Origin of the sequence: Streptomyces sp. NPDC048644, assembly GCF_043199105.1 — a bacterium.
Taxonomy (GTDB): Bacteria; Actinomycetota; Actinomycetes; order Streptomycetales; family Streptomycetaceae; genus Streptomyces.
The window spans coordinates 258,992-275,776 of record NZ_JBICVO010000002.1 but is presented as its reverse complement, the minus strand read 5'-3'; the positions used below and the strand labels follow the sequence as shown (position 1 = coordinate 275,776).

The window sequence follows — 16,785 nt, the reverse complement described above, 5'->3', positions numbered from 1 at the left end:
CGGTGTGCTGCTTCCGGCGGCCCCTCATGGGAGTGCAGGGGCTCGACCTGCATGCTGGTGCCGAGCCGGTGGCCCGAGCGAGGATTCAGGGTCTGGCCGAAACGATGGCGCAGCGCGATGAGGGGGAGTAGTGATCCGGGTCCACGTCACGGCGGCCGATGTCGCGCGGGTCAGGTTCGCGCCCCGCCCGGCCCCGTTGCAGGAGTTGAACGTCGCCCTCGCGATGATGGTCAGCCGCGACGACGAACTGCTCTTCGGGCGCTGGCGCCGGCGGCTGCTCAGATCCCTGCCTGCCGCCGTCCTGCCGCTGCGGGACCTGGTACCTGGGCAGGAGGCGCCCGCCTTCTTCGACATCTTCGACGACCGTCTCGGCGACGGCCTCGACTCCGTCAGAGCCGCCGACCCGGCCTGGATACGCGCCGAGATCGAACGGGTCCACGCCGCGCGACCGGCCCCGCCGCCGCTCTGGATCCGCGACCTGCACCGGGGCGACCACGGCGCCTTCCAGCTGCTCCGCCGTGCCCAGCACGCGGCCTTCGAGACGGCGGTGCGGCCCGTCTGGCCGCAGGTCCAGGACCTGCACCACACGGAATTCACCCGCCACGCCCTGGCAGTCGCCGAGCACGGCATCGAGGCCGCCGTCGCCGAACTGCTGCCCGGCGCCCGGCTGCACGCCGGCGTGTGGGAATTCGACGGGCCCGACCGCGACGTCACGCCGGCGGGCCGCGGCCTGGTGCTGATGCCCACCTTCCACTGGCGGGGCCACCCCCTCGTCTCCGACCTGCCGGGCAGCCCGCCGGTCCTCACGTACCCGGCAGGTCCAGGACTGCCGCTGCCGCTCACGGGGGCGGGTGGCGCGGACGGGGCGCTGGCCGGGGTGCTCGGGCGGACCCGCGCCGACATCCTGCTGCTGCTCGCGGACGAGCACAGCACCGGCGGCCTCGCCCGGCGGCTGCGCGTCAGCAACGCCACCGCGTCGGCCCACGCCACCGCACTGCGCGGCGCCGGCCTGATCAGCACGGTCCGCGCCGGGCGCTCGGTGCTGCACCGGCGCACCGCGCTCGGCAGCCTGCTGGTCAGGGACGGCACGGCGCGGAGCACCGGCCGGTAGCCGCCCCGTCTGCCGACCGGCCGCTACGGCGTCACGCCGTGATGCACCGCGCACTGCTCGATCAGCTTGGCGCGGGTCGCCTCCAGGCGGTGCGCGAGGATTTCGGTGATCAGGCGGACCAGCGCGAAGCCGAGGGCCGGCTCCTCCTCGCACAGCGCCCGCACCGCGTCCGCGTCGAATTCGTAGGCGCGGACCGGGCTGAACGCCTCGGCGCCGAAGTCCCATTCGTGCGGCGGGAACAGCCAGGACCAGCCGAGCAGATCGCCGGGCCCCAGCGTGGCCACGGTGACGCGGCGGCGGCCCGGCACCTTCAGGTCCAACGAGACCGACCCCGAGCGCAGCACCCAGAACCGGTCGGCGATGCCCCGCTCCTCGAAGATCCGGGTGTCCTGCTCGAACAGGGCCTCGCGGGCCAGCGTCATCAGGCGGTCACGGTGGTCCTGCGGCAGCGCGGTCAGCAGTCGGGTCGCGAGGGTCATGGCCGGTGACCTCCTCCCCGGGGCAATCGCCCACGCCGGGCCGCGCGGGCGTGCGGACGTCCTCCTTCCATTGAAACCGTGCCGGGCCCTAGGGGCACCTTGAGGAGGCGGGGCCCGGTCAGAGCAGCGGAGCGGCGAAGAGTTCACGCAGCGAGCGGGCGCTCTCCGCGTCGCCAGGACGGCTCGTGCCGGACGCACAAGGGAAGAGCCGGCCCCAGGAACGGGCCCGGCCGATCGCGCCGAGCCGGCACGCCACCCCCGCGCCGCCCGCCGCAGCTCCGCCGCCGTGAGCCCTGCCCCCGTCCACGGCTCCAGATACGCGTCCCGCAGCCGCGGCAGCACCTCGGGCCCGCTAGGTCCTCTCGTTCGGGTCAGGCCGGGCTCGCGGGGGCCGGCACGCACATCTGCCGCGTTGTCGTCGGTCGCCAATGCTCCGCAGTGACTCCCTCCTCCGCCTTGCAGCTGCACGCACCGGCCCCTGCTCCCTGATCCGGCCTGACCCGAACGAGAGGACCTAGCGCTCGCGGGCCGCGAGAACAGGAACCAGCAGGCTGCAGAAGGGGTGGGACACCGCGGCGTCGCCCCAGTCGAAGAAGGTGAAACGGCCGGGACGCGAAGCGAAGAGCTGGCCGTCGTGCAGATCGGCGTGGTCGAGCGCGTCGGGGATCCCGGCGCCCGCCAGCTCCGTGCACCAGCCGACGAGCCGGGGCCGCTGCGCACGCAGTGCCGCGCGGCCGGCCGGACCCAGCGCGGTGTTCGCCGCGACGAGCCGGTCGAAGCCATCGGGCAGCGCTACCGTCGGGGCACCGGGCACGCCGAGCGTTCCGGATCTCCTCGGTGTACGGGACCAGAGCGCGCTGCATCTCGGCGTACTGCCCGAGCGGCGCTTCCCAGGCGCGCGGGCCGGATCCGCCGCGCCGGAGCACCTCGCGGAAGAGCGTGCCGCCGTCGGGGAGCAGCGACCAGCCGCGCCCGGCGTCGACGGCGAGCGGCTCCAGGACGTGCCCGGGAACCCAGCGGGCCAGCGCGGCGGTCAGGCCCGCCTCGAAGGCGCCGGCCGGCGGACCGGCCTTGAACCACACGGCGCGGTCCACCGCGACGGACATCCGCACCAGCACGGACCACGGCCGCACCCGCACCGCCCGCGGCCCCCGCTCGCGCAGCCCGTGCGCGTCCGCCCGCCAGTCCGCCCGCTCCCACGGTGTCACCGCGTCCCGGTATCGTCCCCGGTCCACCGTCTCGGGAATCTCATGTCGCATGCGGCCATCCCTACCACCGTGCCCCCGGAGCCGTCCGCCGCTTTTCCCGGGCCGGAGTGCCACCCGGCGCCCCGCCGGGACCGGTACGGAGACGGGCGGGGGAGCGGGCGGGGCCCGGCGCCCTGACGCGTGCAGGCCGGAGTCGGTTCCGTGAGGACCGTCACGCCGGTTTCTCGCGTCCGGTGTCGACCGGATGCCCCGTGCCGGGCGTATGAGGAGTGAAGCGAGAGATCCGGGAGTGGCTGTTGACCGTCGAGGAGTTCGAAGAGTTCTACGCCCAGGCGGTCGCGCGGCTCACGGGGCAGTTGTACGTGATGCTCGGCGACCTGCACGAGGCGCAGGACGTCGTGCAGGAGGCGTTCGTGAAGGGCTGGAGCCGGCGCAGGCAGCTAAACCGGGACGGCCGGCCCGAGGCGTGGGTCCGCACGGTCGCCTGGCGGCTGGCGGTGAGCCGCTGGCGGCTGCGGCGCCGTACGGCCGACGCCTGGCAGCGCAGTGGCGCCCCGCCCCATACCGAGGGGCCGGGGCCCGAGCAGGTGGCGCTGGTCGCCGCGCTGCGCGAACTGCCGGCCAAGCAGCGCCGCACGATGACCCTGCACTACGTCTGCGACCTCACCGTCGAGCAGATCGCCGGCGAGACCGGACTCTCCGCCAGCACCGTCAAGACACATCTGGTCCGGGGGCGGACCGCGCTCTCCCACCGCCTCCAGGATCCGCGTACGGAGGAGGAGCACGGTGCCTGAGTCCCACGACCCGCTGAGGTCCCTGTTCCGGGACGCCGCCGCCGCCGGGCAGTCCCACGCCCGCCCGGCAGCCGTCTCGGTCATCGGCGAACGCGGCAGGCGCGCGCGCCGGCACCGGCTGGCCGTGCTCGCCGCCGTGGCCTGCCTGGTTCTCGCGGGCGGCGGCGCAGCCGCGGCCACGCTGCTGCCCGGTAACCCGCCGCCGGTCCTGCCCGCCACCACTCCCGCTCCCTCCAGGCCCCCGGCACCCGTACCGACCGACAGCGCCCCGCCGACCGGTGCCCCGCTCCCGGGCACGAGCTGGAGCCCGAGCACGACAGGAGCCCCCACCGGGACACCCACCGCTTCCGACCCCCCGTACACCACCGGAGAGGCTTCCCGGGACACGACACCGCCCACGCTTCCCGCGCGCACCACCGCGCCGCCGACCTGACCCCCCACCGTTCCGCGACCCGCCCGCCGCCGGGCGATCCGGCACGCCCAGGAGAATGTGAAATGCCCGCTATATCCCACCGGTTGCGCGAGAAAGCACCGGTGCCCGCGCCACGGACCGCCGCACCGGAACACCCCCCGGCATCGCCAGGGGAGAGCACCGCAACCGGCCCCCGCCCCACCGGGACCGCATCCCCCGGCCACCGCATGTCCCGCCTCACCGCCCGCCTCACCCCCGCCGACCGCGAGGTGCTGTGGCTCTACCTCCTGAGCCGCATCGGCGTGGCCGTCACCGCCTACTGCGCCAGGTGGCTCTTCCCCAGCGACCGCGCCACCCGCACCGCCGCCTCCGTCCTCTCGCCCTTCGAACGGTGGGACTGGGGCCACTTCCTGCACATCGCGCGCGACGGCTACTTCCCCGGGCACGCGGGGCCCTGGCAGGCAGGCTGGGACAACCGGGAGGCGTTCTTCCCCGGCTTCCCGATGCTGCTCCGCGCCGTCCACGTCGTCGTCCCGTCCTGGGCCGCGGCCGGCCTGCTGATCTCCTTCGCCGCCGGTGCGGTGGCCGTCGTGGCGCTGGCCAGGATCGCCAGGCTGTACCTGCCCGAAGCGGGCGCGGGACGACGCACCGTGCTGTTCTTCCTGCTCTCGCCCTGCGCGATCTTCCTCGCCGCCGGATACACCGAGGCCCTCTTCCTCGCCTTCGCCCTGCCCGCCTGGCTCACCGCCCAGCGCGGCAACTGGCGCCTGGCGGCCACCCTGACCGCCCTGGCCACCACCGTCCGCATCAGCGGCGGCTTCCTCGCCGCCGCCCTCGTCCTGCAGTACGTACTCACCTTCCGCAGCCACCGCGACCTCCGCGCGCTGCCCTGGCTGGCGCTGCCCGCCCTGCCCGCCTTCCTCTACAGCTGGTACCTCCAGGCGCACACCGGCGACTGGATGGCCTGGAAGAGCGCGCAGGAACGCGGCTGGTTCCGGGACTTCCACACCCCCTGGGAGGCATGGCAGCACACCTGGCAGGCGGCCTTCGACCACACCCAGAGCACCGGGTACGCCGCGATGTTCCAGGCCGAACTCCTGGCCATGGCCGCCGGGCTGCTGCTGACCGGCCTGCTGATCAGGCGCCGCCGGTGGCCCGAAGCCCTCTACACCGGCCTCAGCCTGTGGGCGCTCGGCACCTCCTACTGGTACACGTCCATCCCCCGCGCCACCCTCCTGTGGTGGCCCCTGTGGATCGGTCTGGCCGCCTGGAGCCTGCGCAACCCGCGGATCAAGACCGTCTACCTGAGCCTGGCAGCACCCCTGACGACCGCCGTCGCCCTGACCTTCCTGACCGGCCGCTGGGCCGGGTGACGACGGGCCGGCCGGTGGCCTGCCGGACGGCGCCCGCTACGCGGCGACCTCATCCGGCAGGCCATCGGGACCGGACTCCTCGTCCTGCCCCAGCACCTGCTCCGCCCAGATGATCTTGCCGTCGGTGGTGTAACGGGTGCCCCAGCGGTGGGTGAACTGCGAGATCAGGAACAGCCCACGGCCGCCCTCGTCGGTCGTACGGGGATGCCGCAGATAGGGCGAGGTGCTGTTGCCGTCCCAGACCTCGCAGATCAGGGTGTGCTCCAGGATCAGCCGCAGCCGGATCGGCGCCGACCCGTACCGGATCGCGTTGGTGACCAGTTCGCTGACCACCAGCTCGGTGGTGAAGACCAGGTGCTCCAGGCCCCAGGCCGCCAGCTGCCCGGCGGCGGCCCCGCGCGCACGGGCGACGACCGAAGGATCGGCGGGCAGCTCGAACGAGGCCCAGCGGTCCGCGGCCAGCCCCCGGGTACCGGCCAGCAGCAGCGTGACGTCGTCGAAGGGCCGGGCGGACACCACACTGCCGATGACGCTCTCGCACAGCGCGGAAAGCGAGAGGCCCGGCGCTTCGAGCGCCCTGCGCAGCTGCCGCGCGCCGACCTCGTCGCTCCCGCCGGGTGCGCTCCCGGCGAGCAGCCCGTCCGTGTAGAGCGCGAGGACGCTGCCCTCGTCCACCGGGAACTCGACCGTCTCGAAAGGGAGTCCGCCGATGCCGAGGCGCGGCCCGACGGGCAGGTCGGCGAAGGCGGCGGTGCCGTCGGGGGTGACCACGGCGGGCGGCGGGTGCCCCGCGCTGGCCATGGTGCAGCAGCGGCCGACCGGATCGTAGATCGTGAACAGGCAGCTGGAGCCCAGCGCATCGGATTCGTTGCCCGGCCGGTGCGTCACCATCTCGCCCTCGGACACCCTGCCCACCAAGTCGTCCAGGTGGGCGAGGAGTTCGTCGGGCCGCAGGTCCAGGGCGGCGAGGGTCCGTACGGCGGTGCGCAGCCTGCCCATGGTGACGACGGCGTCGAGGCCGTGGCCCGATACGTCGCCGACCACCAGCGCGACCCGGGCGCCGGACAGCGCGATGACGTCGAACCAGTCACCGCCCGCGTCGGCCAGTTCGTCGGCGGGCCGGTAGGAGGTGGCGACGTCGACGGCCTCCTGCGGGGGCAGGCCGCGCGGCAGCAGGCTCTGCTGGAGGGCCAGGGCCGCCCCGCGCTCCCGGGTGTAGCGGCGGGCGTTGTCCATGCAGACGGCCGCGCGGGCGACGAATTCCTCCGCGAGCCGGAGATCGTCCTCGCCGAACGGCACGTCCTGCCGGCCGCGGAAGAAGGTGGCCACCCCCATCGTCACCTGTCCGACGCGGATCGGCACCACCATCGCGGTGTGCAGCCCGAGTTCACGGAACCTGGCGTGCCGGCTCGCGAGGCCGCCGACGGCCCAGTCGGGGCCCTGCGGATCCAGCCGCTCGGTCCGCCAGGACCGGCCGTCCGCCAGCGCGCGGACCGGCGGCGACCCGGCGCGGTAGGTGACCGGATCCCCGGTCCCCGCCACCGCCTCCGGAACACCCTCCCGCAGCGACCGCTGCCCGGCGCGCCGCAGCACCACCGTGTCCCCGTCGCCGGGCGGCCCGCCGGGCGGCTCCCCGCCGCTGGTCACCGCGTCCAGCAGGTCGACGGCGACGAAGTCGGCGAGGTGCGGGACCGCCACGTCCGCCAGGTCCTGTGCGGTCCGCAGGACGTCCAGGGTGCGGCCGATGTACCGCCCGGCCCGGTCGAGCAGCGTCAGCCGCTGCCGGGACCGGTAGCGCTCGGTGATGTCGATGACCGTGTAACAGACGCCGATGGCCTGCCCGTCGGCGTCGTCGAGGCGGACGAACGACATCGAGTACGCGCGCTCCTCGTGCGGGTCCGAACGGGGCCGCCCGACGTGCTCGTAGTCGAGCTGCGGCACCCCGCTCTCCAGGACCTGCCGCATCCGCGCCTCCAGGGCCTCGGTGTCGAGACCGGGCTGGATCTCGCCCAGCCGGCGCCCGATCCGCCCCTGCGGGCTCCCGCCGCCGAAGCGCTCCAGCGCGGAGTTGGACCACACGCACCGCAGGTCGGTGTCGACGACGGCCATGCCCACGGGCGACCTGTCCACGATCCGCTCCAGGACGGCACGGGTCATCGTCCACGCCGCTGCGGGCGGCGCCTCGCCCGCCAGGACCAGCCAGTGGGCCCGCCCGCCGCCGTCGGTGACCGGCGCCAGCTGCACGTCGACGCCGAGCGGGCTGCCGTCAGGACGCAGCGCCGACAGCAGCCCACGCCAGCCGCCGTGCGCCCGGCACTCCGCCGCCAGCGCCGGTACCCGGGCCGCGTCGTCCGGGGCGAGCAGCTCGCTGATGTCCGTACCCAGGACGCCGGCGGCCTCGCGGCCGAGCAGCCGTGCGGCCCCGGGGGACCAGCTCTGGATCAGCCCGCGCGCGTCGAGCAGCAGGACGGCGGCGTCGGCCAGGGCGAGTGGCCTCTCCTGTCCGGCGTCGCCGTTCGCCTGGAGCTTCACCATCACAGCTGCCCGTCTCTGCGGAATGCTCGCCTTTCAGTCTAGTTTTCCTATTTTGCTGGCGTTGTCGCGGTTCGGCACCTTACGCGCGGACCGGACCCCGGGACCGGGAGCGCCGGACGGCACGAGGCCAGGACCCCGGCTCTCAGCTCACCGCCGGTGGCCGCCGCAGCACGTACAGGCCGACGCACACCGCCACGGCGATGACGCAGCCCGCGAAGGTCAGGCCCGCGCCGCGCAGCCCCAGGCTCAGGGACAGCGCCCCGACCCCGACGACCGGCAGCGAGATGCCCAGGTAGGCGGCCAGGAAGAACGCCGAGATGGTGCCGCCCCGGTGTTCGGGCGGCGCGGCGTCGCTCACCGCGGTCAGTCCGGCGCGGAAGGCGAGGCCCTGGCCGATGCCGCCGCACACCGCCCCGGCGACCAGCACCGGAAGCGACTGCACCACGAGCGACGTGGCCACCAGCAACAACCCCGCCACCAGCACCAGGCATCCGGCGGGCAGCGCCCTGCGGACCCCCAGCCGCCCGGTCAGCGCCTGCCCCGCCGTCGACCCGAGGAACACCGTGAAGACGACCGCGCCGGAGACGGCCAGATTGCGCACGCCCAGCGTCTCGCCGACGAAGCTCGGCGCCACCGCGGTGAACAGCCCCAGCAGCGCGAATCCGGCGAACGCGGCGACCGCCGACGGCGCGAACACCCCACGTACCTCCGGCGGCAGCCGCAGCCCCTCGGGCCGCAGCCGCCGCGGTCGCCGGGGCGCCTCCACGGTCTCCGCCAGCCGCCAGGTCAGCACCGCTGCCACCCCCAGCAGCACCAGATGCACCAGGAACGGCAGCGTCAGCGGCCACGGCGCGTACTGGGCCAGCAGCCCCGAGAGCAACGGGCCGCAGCCGAGCCCGCCCATGTTCGCCGCCGTCGCGGCGAAACCGGCCCGCGCTCGGTGGCCTGGCCCGGCCAGCTCCAGCACGGCGGCGGTGGCCGCACCGCTGAACAGGCCCGCGGCGAACCCGGACAGCACCCGGCCGAGCAGCAGCAGCGGCAGCCCGCCCTCGCACACGAAGCACAGCGCACTGGCCGCGGAAAGCCCCAGCGCGCACAGCAGCACCGGCCGCCTCCCCACCTCGTCCGACACATTGCCGGCGAGCAGCAGCACGGTGATGACACCGACGGCGTACGCGGCGAAGACCACGGTCACCATCAGTTCCGAAAACCCCAGCTCGGCGCGGTAGAGCCCGTACAAGGGGGTGGGCAGTGTCGTGCCCGCCATGCCGATGGCGAACACGGCGGCGGCTGCCGCACAGCCCGGACGCCGGCCCTGACCTCTACGACTGATCATGGCCGCAACAGTAGGATCCACGCTCCGCGCCGTCGAGCGCCCGCCCGCGGACCCGGTGGCTCCGGGCCCGCGGACCGGGTCAGGCGGTCAGCAGCTCGTGCAGCGCCAGCGGCGTCACATAGCCGGGCCAGCGGCCGTCGTCGAAGAGATGCATCCCGGCGTCCTGGTAGCACTGGTCGACGAGTTGGGAGCAGATCATGTGCCCGGTGGCGGCGACGTAGCGGCGCAGCCCCGGGACGTTGAGGTGGATGCGGTGGGTGGCGATCGCCAGGTAGTCGAGGAAGCTGTACGGCACGCCCACGTACTTCAGGGCCGCGGCACAGACGTCCGCGCGGTGCTGCGGCGAGTATTCCGGCGGACTGACGTACAGCACGTCGGTGTCCGCGTACGAGTCGAGCCGGGCGATGCGCGCCCCGCCCGGTTCCGCTTCCAGGAGCTGTCCGTCGGGCAGCACCAGGAAGGCGTGCTGGTAGTCGGCGAAGCCGTTGCCGTTCAGCCACTGGCCGATGCGGATCAACCGGCCGGCCGTGCCGGGTATCTGGGTGAGCCCTATGTCGCCGGGCTGGGGTTCGGAATGAATCATGTGCGGCTCCGGGAGACCCGAAAAAGTTGGATTCCTGGAGGTCATACCCATATCCGTAGGTGATGGACCGTCATGGGAAGGATGGGGGCGTTGAGTTGGGCGGGCGCGAGGGGCCGCACGTGCCCGGCGTGACCGGTGAGGCCCGCCGCGCCCCCGCACCCCCGTGACCTGCGGATGCGGGCCCGGTGCCGCCGCCCTAGGCTCTCGATATGGTCATCGACCGGCGCATGCTGCTGCGCGGCATGGGCAAGGCGGTGGTGGTGGGCGCATCGGGCGCCGCTCTCGCCGTCGGTGCCTCGGCCGGGCCGTCCGGCGGCCGGGGCACGGACCCGGACCGCACCGGGGGCCTGCCCGACTCGCCGCTCGCCACGGCCCGCCCCGCCATCACGCCGCGCACGGCGTGGCAGGCAGCCGAACCGGTACGACGGGAGCACGCCGCGCTGCACGCCGACGCGGTGAAAGCCGTCTTCCTCCACCACACGGGCAACGTGAACGACTACGCGCGGCGGGACGTCCCCGGCCTCATCCGGGCCGTCTACGAGGACCACGTCGAGAGCCGCCACTGGGACGACATCGGCTACAACTTCCTCGTCGACCGCACCGGAACGATCTACGAGGGACGAGCCGGCAGCATCGAAGGGCCCGAAGTCGGCGCGCACACCGAGGGCTTCAACATCGGCACCGTCGGCATCGCGGCCATCGGCAACTACGCGGGCGACGCCGAGGTGCCGGGGGCGCTGCTGAACGCCGTGGCCCGGATCGCCGCGTGGAAACTCGGCATGTACGGGGTCGACGCCCGCGGCACGGCGGTCCTGTTCTCGTCGAACGACCGCAGCAGGTTCCCCAAGGGCAGCCGCTGCGTCTTCCACGCCATATCAGGACACCGCGACGGCTTCGTGACGACCTGTCCAGGCGCGGCCCTCTACGCACACCTGCCGCAGATCCGCGACCGGGCCGCCCGCCTCCAGCGGCGGGGCAGGCCGTCCGCCCGCCGCCCCGCCTGAGCGCCGGAGCAGGACCGGCGCCGGGGATCAAGACCCGGCGGTCACCGGTGAGTTGCCCTGGTCGCCCACCGAGTTCTTGCCCGCCGACTTCGGAATCGGCCGGTCCGCCCGCAGCGCCTTCCAGACCTGCTGCGACGCCTTGTCCAGCGGCAGCACCCGGTCCGGGTTCTGCGGGTCGTAGGTGACCGGCATCGTGACCATGTTCATGTTCTCGGGGCCGATGCCCTTGAGGTCCTTCGCCAGGCCCAGCAGCTTGCCGGTGGAGGCCAGACCTGAGTCGGCCCTGACCGTCCGGGTCGCCGTGTCCGCGAGGCCGTAGAGCTCGGCCGGGTTGCTGAACAGGCCGATGCTGTCGATCCGTTGGGTCAGCGCCTTGATGAACGCCTGCTGGAGCTGGATGCGTGCGAGGTCGCTGCCGTCGCCGACGCCGTGCCGGGTGCGGACCAGGCTCAGCGCCTGCTCGCCCTTGAGGTGGTGGGTGCCGGCGGTCAGGTCGAGCTTGCTGTTGGCGTCCTTGACGGCCTTCTGCGTGGTGACGTCCACGCCGCCCAACTCGTCGATGATCTTCTTGAAGCCGGTGAAGTCGACTTCCAGGTAGTGGTCCATGCGGACGCCGGACATCTTCTCGACCGTCTTCACGGTGCAGCCGGGGCCGCCCACCTGGTACGACTCGTTGAACATCGCCTGCCGGGCGGCCGGTGCGGTGCCGCCCTGCGAGGTCGGGCACTGGGGACGGTCCACCATCGTGTCCCGCGGAATGCTGACGACGCTCGCCTTGTGGTGGGACTTGTCGACGTGCAGGACCATCGTCGTGTCGGACCTGGCGCCGCTGACGCCGCTCCCGTACTCGCCGTGCGTGCCCGCCCGCGAGTCGGAGCCCAGCAGGAGGATGTTCATGGCGCCGTTGTGCGCCCCGCTGGGCCGGTCCTTGCCGAGTGCCGCGTCGATGTCGACGCCCTGGAGGTTGCCGTCGAGGTGCGCCCAGAGACAGGCGGCACCCGACCCTCCGATGACCAGGACACCCAAGGCGGCCCAGGCGGTGACCCGCAGTGCCTTGCGCCGCGGGCGCCGCCTCGTGTGCGGTCCGTCGCCGGCCGGCACGTGGCCGGCAGGCTCCGGGGTGTCGCTCCCGCTCTCGTGCGGCATCTGCAGTCCGTTTCTACGTACGCGTCACTGGGTGCGCGAAGGCTCAGTACGCCGAGTCGACGTTGTCGATGGAGCCGTACTTGTCGGCGGCGTACTGGGCAGCCGCGGTGATGTTGGCGACCGGGTCGGTCAGGTCGTTGGCGGTGCCGGAGACGTGGTACGCGTCGAAGGTCGGCTGGATGACCTGGAGCAGGCCCTTGGAAGGCGTGCCGTTCTGGGCGTTGACGTCCCAGTCGTTGGCCGCCTGCGGGTTGCCACCGGACTCGCGCATGATGTTGCGGTGCAGGCCCTCGTAGCTGCCCGGGATGCCCTTGGCCTTCATGATGTCGAGGGACTGCTGGATCCAGCCGTCCAGGCTGCCGGATGAGGAGCCCTGACCGGCCTTGGCGGCGGAGTCCGCCTGCGCGCTGACGCCGGCGGCGGAGACAGTGGCGGCGGCGACGCTGTGCGAGGCCGGCTCGGCGGCGTGCGCGGGGGAGGGCGCGACGGTGAGCGCGGCGGCTGCGGCACCCAGTGCGGCGACGCCGGTGACGGCGAGCTTACGGAAGCGCGTGCTGGTGGCGGTGCGGGTGGTGGCGGTCATGCAGCAGTACCTCTTCGTTCGGTGATGGGACGTGCCCCGGGTTCCGTGCGCCGGCGTCTTGCGCTGTACGCGGTGGGCCCGATCGGCAGCGGCGGGTGATTCCCGCCGGGTCCGGCGATCGGCTTCCCGGGACGTCAGCCATGGTTAGCGAACCGGACGGATCCGGGCAATGCCCGCCCGTACTACCCCATGACGTAGCGGAGGCCGTATGACGGACATCCACCCGCCGTGGGCCCCGGCGCCGTCCGCGCCCCGTCTACTACCGCGCTCCGTACGTGACGGACGACCTATGGGCGGGCTCACAGCCGACGGCCCCGACGAGCGTCTCCGGAGCCCCGGAATGTGGCCGTGCGTCGCTCCCTCGTCGCCCTCCGCATGCCGTGAAAGGACCCGGCAGCCGCCCCCGGGGCCACCGCTCGCCGACCCGCCCGCCGAACGAGGCGCGGGCCGGCCCCCGGGACGCCCCGGTGACCGGCCCGCACCCGGCGGATCAGGCGGTGGGAGCGCCGGAGACCCTGCGCTCGCCGCCGTTGCGCCGGTGCCACGCCCGGTACACGTCGGTGGCCGCCGTACGGGGCTCGTGCCGCATCGGCAGCCGCCGCTCGGTGTGGTCCTTGGCGAACTCGCCGTAGAAGGTGTCCAGTTCGAAGTACTTGCGGTCGTCGACGTAGTACGGCTCGTAGGCGTCGCGGGTGGTGAGGAAGACGACCTCGTCGGGGCTGCAGTAGTACAGCGAGCCCAGGCACATCGGGCACGGGTGGGCGAGGACATAGATCGTGCTGCCGGTCAGGTGCTCGGTGCCCAGGCTCCGGCACGCCTCGCGGATGGCGAGGATCTCCGCGTGCGCGGTGGGGTCATGGGTCTGGGCGACGAGGTTGGGGCTCTCGGCCAGGATCCTGCCGTCCTTGACGATGACGGTGGCGAAGGGGCGGCCACCTTCTTCGACGTTGCGGCGGGCGAGGTCGATGGTGCGCTGGGCGAAGTCCATGGGAAGTCTCCGGGATCGGGTCGTGGGGGCCGACCGGTGGCGGCCGGCGGCGGGGGAGCGGGCCGGGAGGGCGCCCGGCCCGCCCCGCATCGATCAGAACGGCTTGGTCGGCAGGTACTTGCCGTCGAGGGTGATCACCGCGCGCTCGCCGCCCTCCGGGTCGGCGACCTTCTTCACGTCGAGCTTGAAGTTGATCGCGCTGATGATGCCGTCGCCGAACTGCTCGTGGATCAGGGCCTTGAGGGTGGTGCCGTAGACCTGGAGCATCTCGTGGAAGCGGTAGATGGTCGGGTCGGTCGGCACGCCCGAGGGCAGCGAGCCGCGGGTGGGGATGGTCGCGAGCAGCATCGCCGCGTCCTCGTCCAGGCCGAGCAGCTCGGCGACGGCGGTGGCGGCGGGCGCGGGCAGGGCGTGCTGGCCCAGCACCGCGGCGGTGACGAACGCGACCGACAGGCCCGCGGCGTCGGCGAGTTGCTGCCAGGAGAGGTCCTTGCGGGTCTTGGCCTCCACGGCGGCGATGGCCAGGTTCTGCCGGGCGGTCGGGTCGAACTGTGCGTGGATCATGCCGGTTTCCTTTCGGGGTGTCCGGTCCGGCGGATCATGGTGCCGGGCCGGGGGTTCGGGGGGGGCGGAGCCGCGCCGTGGTCAGGGTGCGACGGGCTCCGGCCGGCCGCTCGCCGGGTCGAGTTCTTCGACGGTGCCGGTGGCGATGTCGTAGACCCAGCCGTGCAGGGAGACCGCGTGCCGCCGCAGGGCACGGGCCACCGAAGGGTGGGTGGCCAGGTTCGCGAGCTGGGCGATGACGTTCCGGCGTACCCACGCGGCCACTTGGTCCGCGTCGCCGTCCGGCTCCGCGCCCTCGGGTGCGGTGTCCGGCCGGGCGGCCTCCGCGTGACGCAGCCAGCCCGCGGTCATCGGCAGCGCCGTCATCTCGTGGCCGTCGGCGAGTGCGGTCATCGCGCCGCAGCCGGAGTGCCCGCACACCACGATGCCGGTCACCCCCAGCACCTCCACGGCGTACTCGATGCCGGAGGCCACCCCGTCCCCGCCCGGCGCATGGGCCGGTACGAGGTTGCCCACGGTCCTGATGACGAACAGCTCTCCCGGCTCGCTGTGCGTGATCAGCTCCGGTACGACACGGGCGTCGGAACAGCTGATGAACAAGGTGGTGGGCCGGTGCCTGCCGGCGAGCCCGGCGAACAGAGGGGCCTTGGCCGGGAAGACCTCCTGCTGGAAGGTCTTCACGCCCGCTGCGAGGTCGTGCACGGTGACTCCCTTCGGTGCGCACCGGTGGTGTCCGGTGGTTGTCGGCCCGAGCGGCTGACGAAATCCACCCTGCACGACCTGCGGCTATAGCGTCCAAGACGTAATAGCCATCGCACCTATTGATCGCATCTATGGCGAGGTCCGGTGCGGTCGGCTCCGGCCTGCCCGGCGCCGGAAGCCGCACGTCCGGTTCCTGGTTCACCGCCCGCTGTCGAGGCTTTTTCCCGTCTGGTCCCCGCCCGTCGAGGGCGGTGTGAAGGCACCTGTGTGCGGATGATCAAGGACCTTTTGCAGGTTTAAAACGATCACTGTCACTCGTCCGTGTTCATTGTCGCGGTGATCCCCGGATCCGTTTCCCGGGCGCCGGTTCCGGACCCTAGTGTGATCAACAGTTCAACGGGGTCCGCCCTGCCCGGCTCGCCCGCAGGCCCGCGCCCCCATACCCCCTACCTGCACATACTCAACTCCCGCCCGGTGTACGGGACTTGCCGTGCCCGCGGCACGGAGTGAGTGGTGCGCAATCGTCTTGAAGAGGAGCGTCGGATGTCGATCGATGCCGGCACCGAGGAACAGCACGGCCCGCAGCAAAGCCTGGGAACCGCGGCGGCGCGGAACCTCGCGACCACCACCAAGTCCGCGCCGCAGATGCAGGGAATCACCTCGCGCTGGCTGCTGCGGATGCTGCCCTGGGTGCAGACGGCGGGCGGCGCCTACCGGGTCAACCGGCGGCTGACCTACACGGTCGGCGACGGCCGCATCGACTTCAACCAGACCGGCTCCCGAGTCGCCGTCATCCCCCGCGAGTTGGGGGAGCTCGCCGCCCTGCGCGGCTACGACGAGGACGACGTGCTCGCCACGCTCGCCGGCCGGTTCGTCCAGCGCGAGGTCGAGCCGGGTGAGGTCCTGGCCGAGCAGGGCAGCCCCGCCGACCAGGTCTTCCTGGTCGCCCACGGGCGCGTCAACAAGCTGACCGACGGCCGCTACGGAGACCAGGCCGCCCTCGGCGTGCTCGCCGACGGCGACCACTTCGGCGCCGATGGCCTGCTCGACTCCGATGCGGTCTGGGAGTACACCGCCAAGGCGGCCACCGCGGGCACCGTCCTGACGCTGTCCCGCCGCGAGTTCGACGCCGTCCTGGACGGATCCCCGTCCCTCCAGGCCCACATCCGCGAGTTCCGCGCGCTGCCGCAGCAGCGGCAGAACAAGCACGGCGAGGCCGAGATCGCCCTGTCGTCGGGCCACGTCGGCGAACCGATTCTGCCCAGCACCTTCGCCGACTACGAACTCTCGCCCCGCGAGTACGAGTTGAGCGTCGCGCAGACCGTGCTGCGGGTGCACACCCGGGTCGCCGACCTCTACAACGAGCCGATGGACCAGACCGAGCACCAGCTGCGGCTGACCATCGAGGCGCTGCGCGAGCGCCAGGAGCACGAGCTGATCAACAACCGGGAGTTCGGCCTCCTCCACAACGCCGACTACCGCCAGCGCATCCAGACCCACTCCGGCCCGCCGACCCCGGACGACCTCGACGAGCTGCTCAGCCGCCGCCGCGGCTCGAAGTTCTTCCTCGCCCACCCGCGCACCATCGCCGCCATCGGCCGCGAGATGAACTCCCGCGGCCTCTACCCCGACCACGTCGACCTGAACGGCAACCAGGTCCCCGCCTGGCGCGGCGTCCCCCTGCTGCCCTGCAACAAGATCCCGATCACCAAGGAGCGCACCAGCTCCGTGCTCGTCCTGCGTACCGGCGAGGACGACCAGGGCGTCATCGGCCTGCACCAGACCGGCATCCCGGACGAGTACGAGCCCGGCCTGTCCGTCCGGTTCATGGGCATCAACGAGAAGGCGATCATCTCCTACCTCGTCAGCACCTACTACTCGGCCGCGGTCCTGGTCCCGGACGCGCTCGGCGTGCTGGAGAACGTCGAGATCGGCCGCGGCCGGGAGTAACCGGAGACCGCGGACGA

General features: G+C 73.0%; 15 protein-coding genes and 2 pseudogenes. 6 read left to right on the top strand and 11 right to left on the bottom strand.

Annotation, left to right across the window (positions count from 1 at the left end; all coding sequences use genetic code 11):
- Positions 1-130 precede the first annotated feature (130 nt).
- Entirely contained in the window at positions 131-1,111 is a 981-nt protein-coding gene (locus tag ACGFNI_RS05365) for an ArsR/SmtB family transcription factor (RefSeq protein WP_393680785.1), read from the top strand.
- Positions 1,112-1,134: 23 nt separating this feature from the next.
- Here the strand turns inward: ACGFNI_RS05365 and ACGFNI_RS05360 are convergent, their stop codons facing one another.
- The 3 genes and pseudogenes from ACGFNI_RS05360 to ACGFNI_RS05350 all read right to left on the bottom strand — a co-directional run.
- The gene (locus ACGFNI_RS05360; RefSeq protein WP_393680784.1) at positions 1,135-1,590 is read right to left on the bottom strand and encodes a cyclic nucleotide-binding domain-containing protein; all 456 of its coding nucleotides are present in this window, start codon (positions 1,588-1,590) and stop codon (positions 1,135-1,137) included.
- A 118-nt stretch (positions 1,591-1,708) separates the two neighbouring features.
- A pseudogene (locus ACGFNI_RS05355) lies at positions 1,709-1,941 on the bottom strand (aminoglycoside phosphotransferase family protein); the annotation flags it as partial.
- 165 nt (positions 1,942-2,106) lie between these two features.
- Positions 2,107-2,684, bottom strand: a pseudogene (locus ACGFNI_RS05350) (aminoglycoside phosphotransferase family protein); the annotation flags it as partial.
- A 410-nt stretch (positions 2,685-3,094) separates the two neighbouring features.
- Here ACGFNI_RS05350 and ACGFNI_RS05345 point away from each other — a divergent pair.
- The 3 genes from ACGFNI_RS05345 (at position 3,095) to ACGFNI_RS05335 (ending at position 5,377) form a co-directional block, all read left to right on the top strand.
- Positions 3,095-3,592, top strand: a complete 498-nt coding sequence (locus ACGFNI_RS05345; protein WP_393681447.1) for a SigE family RNA polymerase sigma factor — start codon at positions 3,095-3,097, stop codon at positions 3,590-3,592.
- Complete coding sequence (locus tag ACGFNI_RS05340) at positions 3,585-4,025, top strand: hypothetical protein (RefSeq protein WP_393680783.1); 441 nt, start codon at positions 3,585-3,587, stop codon at positions 4,023-4,025. The genes ACGFNI_RS05345 and ACGFNI_RS05340 overlap by 8 nt, the downstream gene beginning before the upstream one ends.
- A 62-nt stretch (positions 4,026-4,087) precedes the next feature.
- Positions 4,088-5,377 carry a mannosyltransferase family protein gene (locus ACGFNI_RS05335; protein WP_393680781.1) on the top strand — a complete coding sequence of 430 codons (1,290 nt, stop codon included), beginning with the start codon at positions 4,088-4,090 and terminating at the stop codon, positions 5,375-5,377.
- A gap of 36 nt (positions 5,378-5,413) precedes the next feature.
- On the opposite strand, the gene ACGFNI_RS05330 is transcribed toward ACGFNI_RS05335, so the two are convergent.
- The 3 genes from ACGFNI_RS05330 to ACGFNI_RS05320 form a co-directional block, all read right to left on the bottom strand.
- Positions 5,414-7,912: a SpoIIE family protein phosphatase gene (locus ACGFNI_RS05330; RefSeq protein WP_393680780.1), complete on the bottom strand. Its 2,499-nt coding sequence runs from the start codon at positions 7,910-7,912 to the stop codon at positions 5,414-5,416.
- A gap of 142 nt (positions 7,913-8,054) precedes the next feature.
- Positions 8,055-9,248 carry an MFS transporter gene (locus ACGFNI_RS05325; protein ID WP_393680778.1) on the bottom strand — a complete coding sequence of 398 codons (1,194 nt, stop codon included), beginning with the start codon at positions 9,246-9,248 and terminating at the stop codon, positions 8,055-8,057.
- 79 nt (positions 9,249-9,327) lie between these two features.
- Positions 9,328-9,831, bottom strand: a complete 504-nt coding sequence (locus ACGFNI_RS05320) for a hypothetical protein (protein WP_393680776.1) — start codon at positions 9,829-9,831, stop codon at positions 9,328-9,330.
- 209 nt (positions 9,832-10,040) lie between these two features.
- Between ACGFNI_RS05320 and ACGFNI_RS05315 the strand changes: the two genes are divergently transcribed.
- Positions 10,041-10,835, top strand: a complete 795-nt coding sequence (locus ACGFNI_RS05315; protein ID WP_393680774.1) for an N-acetylmuramoyl-L-alanine amidase — start codon at positions 10,041-10,043, stop codon at positions 10,833-10,835.
- Between the two features lie 27 nt (positions 10,836-10,862).
- Here the strand turns inward: ACGFNI_RS05315 and ACGFNI_RS05310 are convergent, their stop codons facing one another.
- From ACGFNI_RS05310 to ACGFNI_RS05290, 5 genes are all read right to left on the bottom strand, one after another.
- On the bottom strand, positions 10,863-11,981 hold the full coding sequence (locus ACGFNI_RS05310; protein WP_393680773.1) for an LCP family protein: 1,119 nt from the start codon (positions 11,979-11,981) through the stop codon (positions 10,863-10,865).
- Positions 11,982-12,024: 43 nt separating this feature from the next.
- Positions 12,025-12,564 (bottom strand): transglycosylase SLT domain-containing protein, encoded by a 540-nt coding sequence (locus tag ACGFNI_RS05305; RefSeq protein WP_393680772.1) that lies wholly within the window; start codon positions 12,562-12,564, stop codon positions 12,025-12,027.
- A 490-nt stretch (positions 12,565-13,054) separates the two neighbouring features.
- On the bottom strand, positions 13,055-13,552 hold the full coding sequence (locus ACGFNI_RS05300; protein ID WP_393680770.1) for a nucleoside deaminase: 498 nt from the start codon (positions 13,550-13,552) through the stop codon (positions 13,055-13,057).
- 93 nt (positions 13,553-13,645) lie between these two features.
- A complete protein-coding gene (gene cynS / locus ACGFNI_RS05295; RefSeq protein WP_393680768.1) occupies positions 13,646-14,116 on the bottom strand; it encodes a cyanase in 471 nt (156 codons plus the stop codon).
- 81 nt (positions 14,117-14,197) lie between these two features.
- On the bottom strand, positions 14,198-14,818 hold the full coding sequence (locus ACGFNI_RS05290) for a carbonic anhydrase (protein WP_393680766.1): 621 nt from the start codon (positions 14,816-14,818) through the stop codon (positions 14,198-14,200).
- A gap of 543 nt (positions 14,819-15,361) precedes the next feature.
- On the opposite strand from ACGFNI_RS05290, the gene ACGFNI_RS05285 reads away from it, so the two are divergent.
- A complete protein-coding gene (locus ACGFNI_RS05285) occupies positions 15,362-16,768 on the top strand; it encodes a family 2B encapsulin nanocompartment shell protein (RefSeq protein WP_393680765.1) in 1,407 nt (468 codons plus the stop codon).
- The last annotated feature ends 17 nt before the right edge of the window (positions 16,769-16,785 follow it).

Bases quoted from the DNA above. Each gene is read 5' to 3' on its own strand.
- ACGFNI_RS05360 (WP_393680784.1), bottom strand. From the start codon at position 1,590: ATGACCCTCGCGACCCGACTGCTGACCGCGCTGCCGCAGGACCACCGT.
- ACGFNI_RS05335 (WP_393680781.1), top strand. From the start codon at position 4,088: ATGCCCGCTATATCCCACCGGTTGCGCGAGAAAGCACCGGTGCCCGCG.
- ACGFNI_RS05330 (WP_393680780.1), bottom strand. From the start codon at position 7,912: ATGGTGAAGCTCCAGGCGAACGGCGACGCCGGACAGGAGAGGCCACTC.
- ACGFNI_RS05325 (WP_393680778.1), bottom strand. From the start codon at position 9,248: ATGATCAGTCGTAGAGGTCAGGGCCGGCGTCCGGGCTGTGCGGCAGCC.
- ACGFNI_RS05320 (WP_393680776.1), bottom strand. From the start codon at position 9,831: ATGATTCATTCCGAACCCCAGCCCGGCGACATAGGGCTCACCCAGATA.
- ACGFNI_RS05315 (WP_393680774.1), top strand. From the start codon at position 10,041: ATGGTCATCGACCGGCGCATGCTGCTGCGCGGCATGGGCAAGGCGGTG.
- ACGFNI_RS05310 (WP_393680773.1), bottom strand. From the start codon at position 11,981: ATGCCGCACGAGAGCGGGAGCGACACCCCGGAGCCTGCCGGCCACGTG.
- ACGFNI_RS05305 (WP_393680772.1), bottom strand. From the start codon at position 12,564: ATGACCGCCACCACCCGCACCGCCACCAGCACGCGCTTCCGTAAGCTC.
- ACGFNI_RS05300 (WP_393680770.1), bottom strand. From the start codon at position 13,552: ATGGACTTCGCCCAGCGCACCATCGACCTCGCCCGCCGCAACGTCGAA.
- cynS (WP_393680768.1), bottom strand. From the start codon at position 14,116: ATGATCCACGCACAGTTCGACCCGACCGCCCGGCAGAACCTGGCCATC.
- ACGFNI_RS05285 (WP_393680765.1), top strand. From the start codon at position 15,362: ATGTCGATCGATGCCGGCACCGAGGAACAGCACGGCCCGCAGCAAAGC.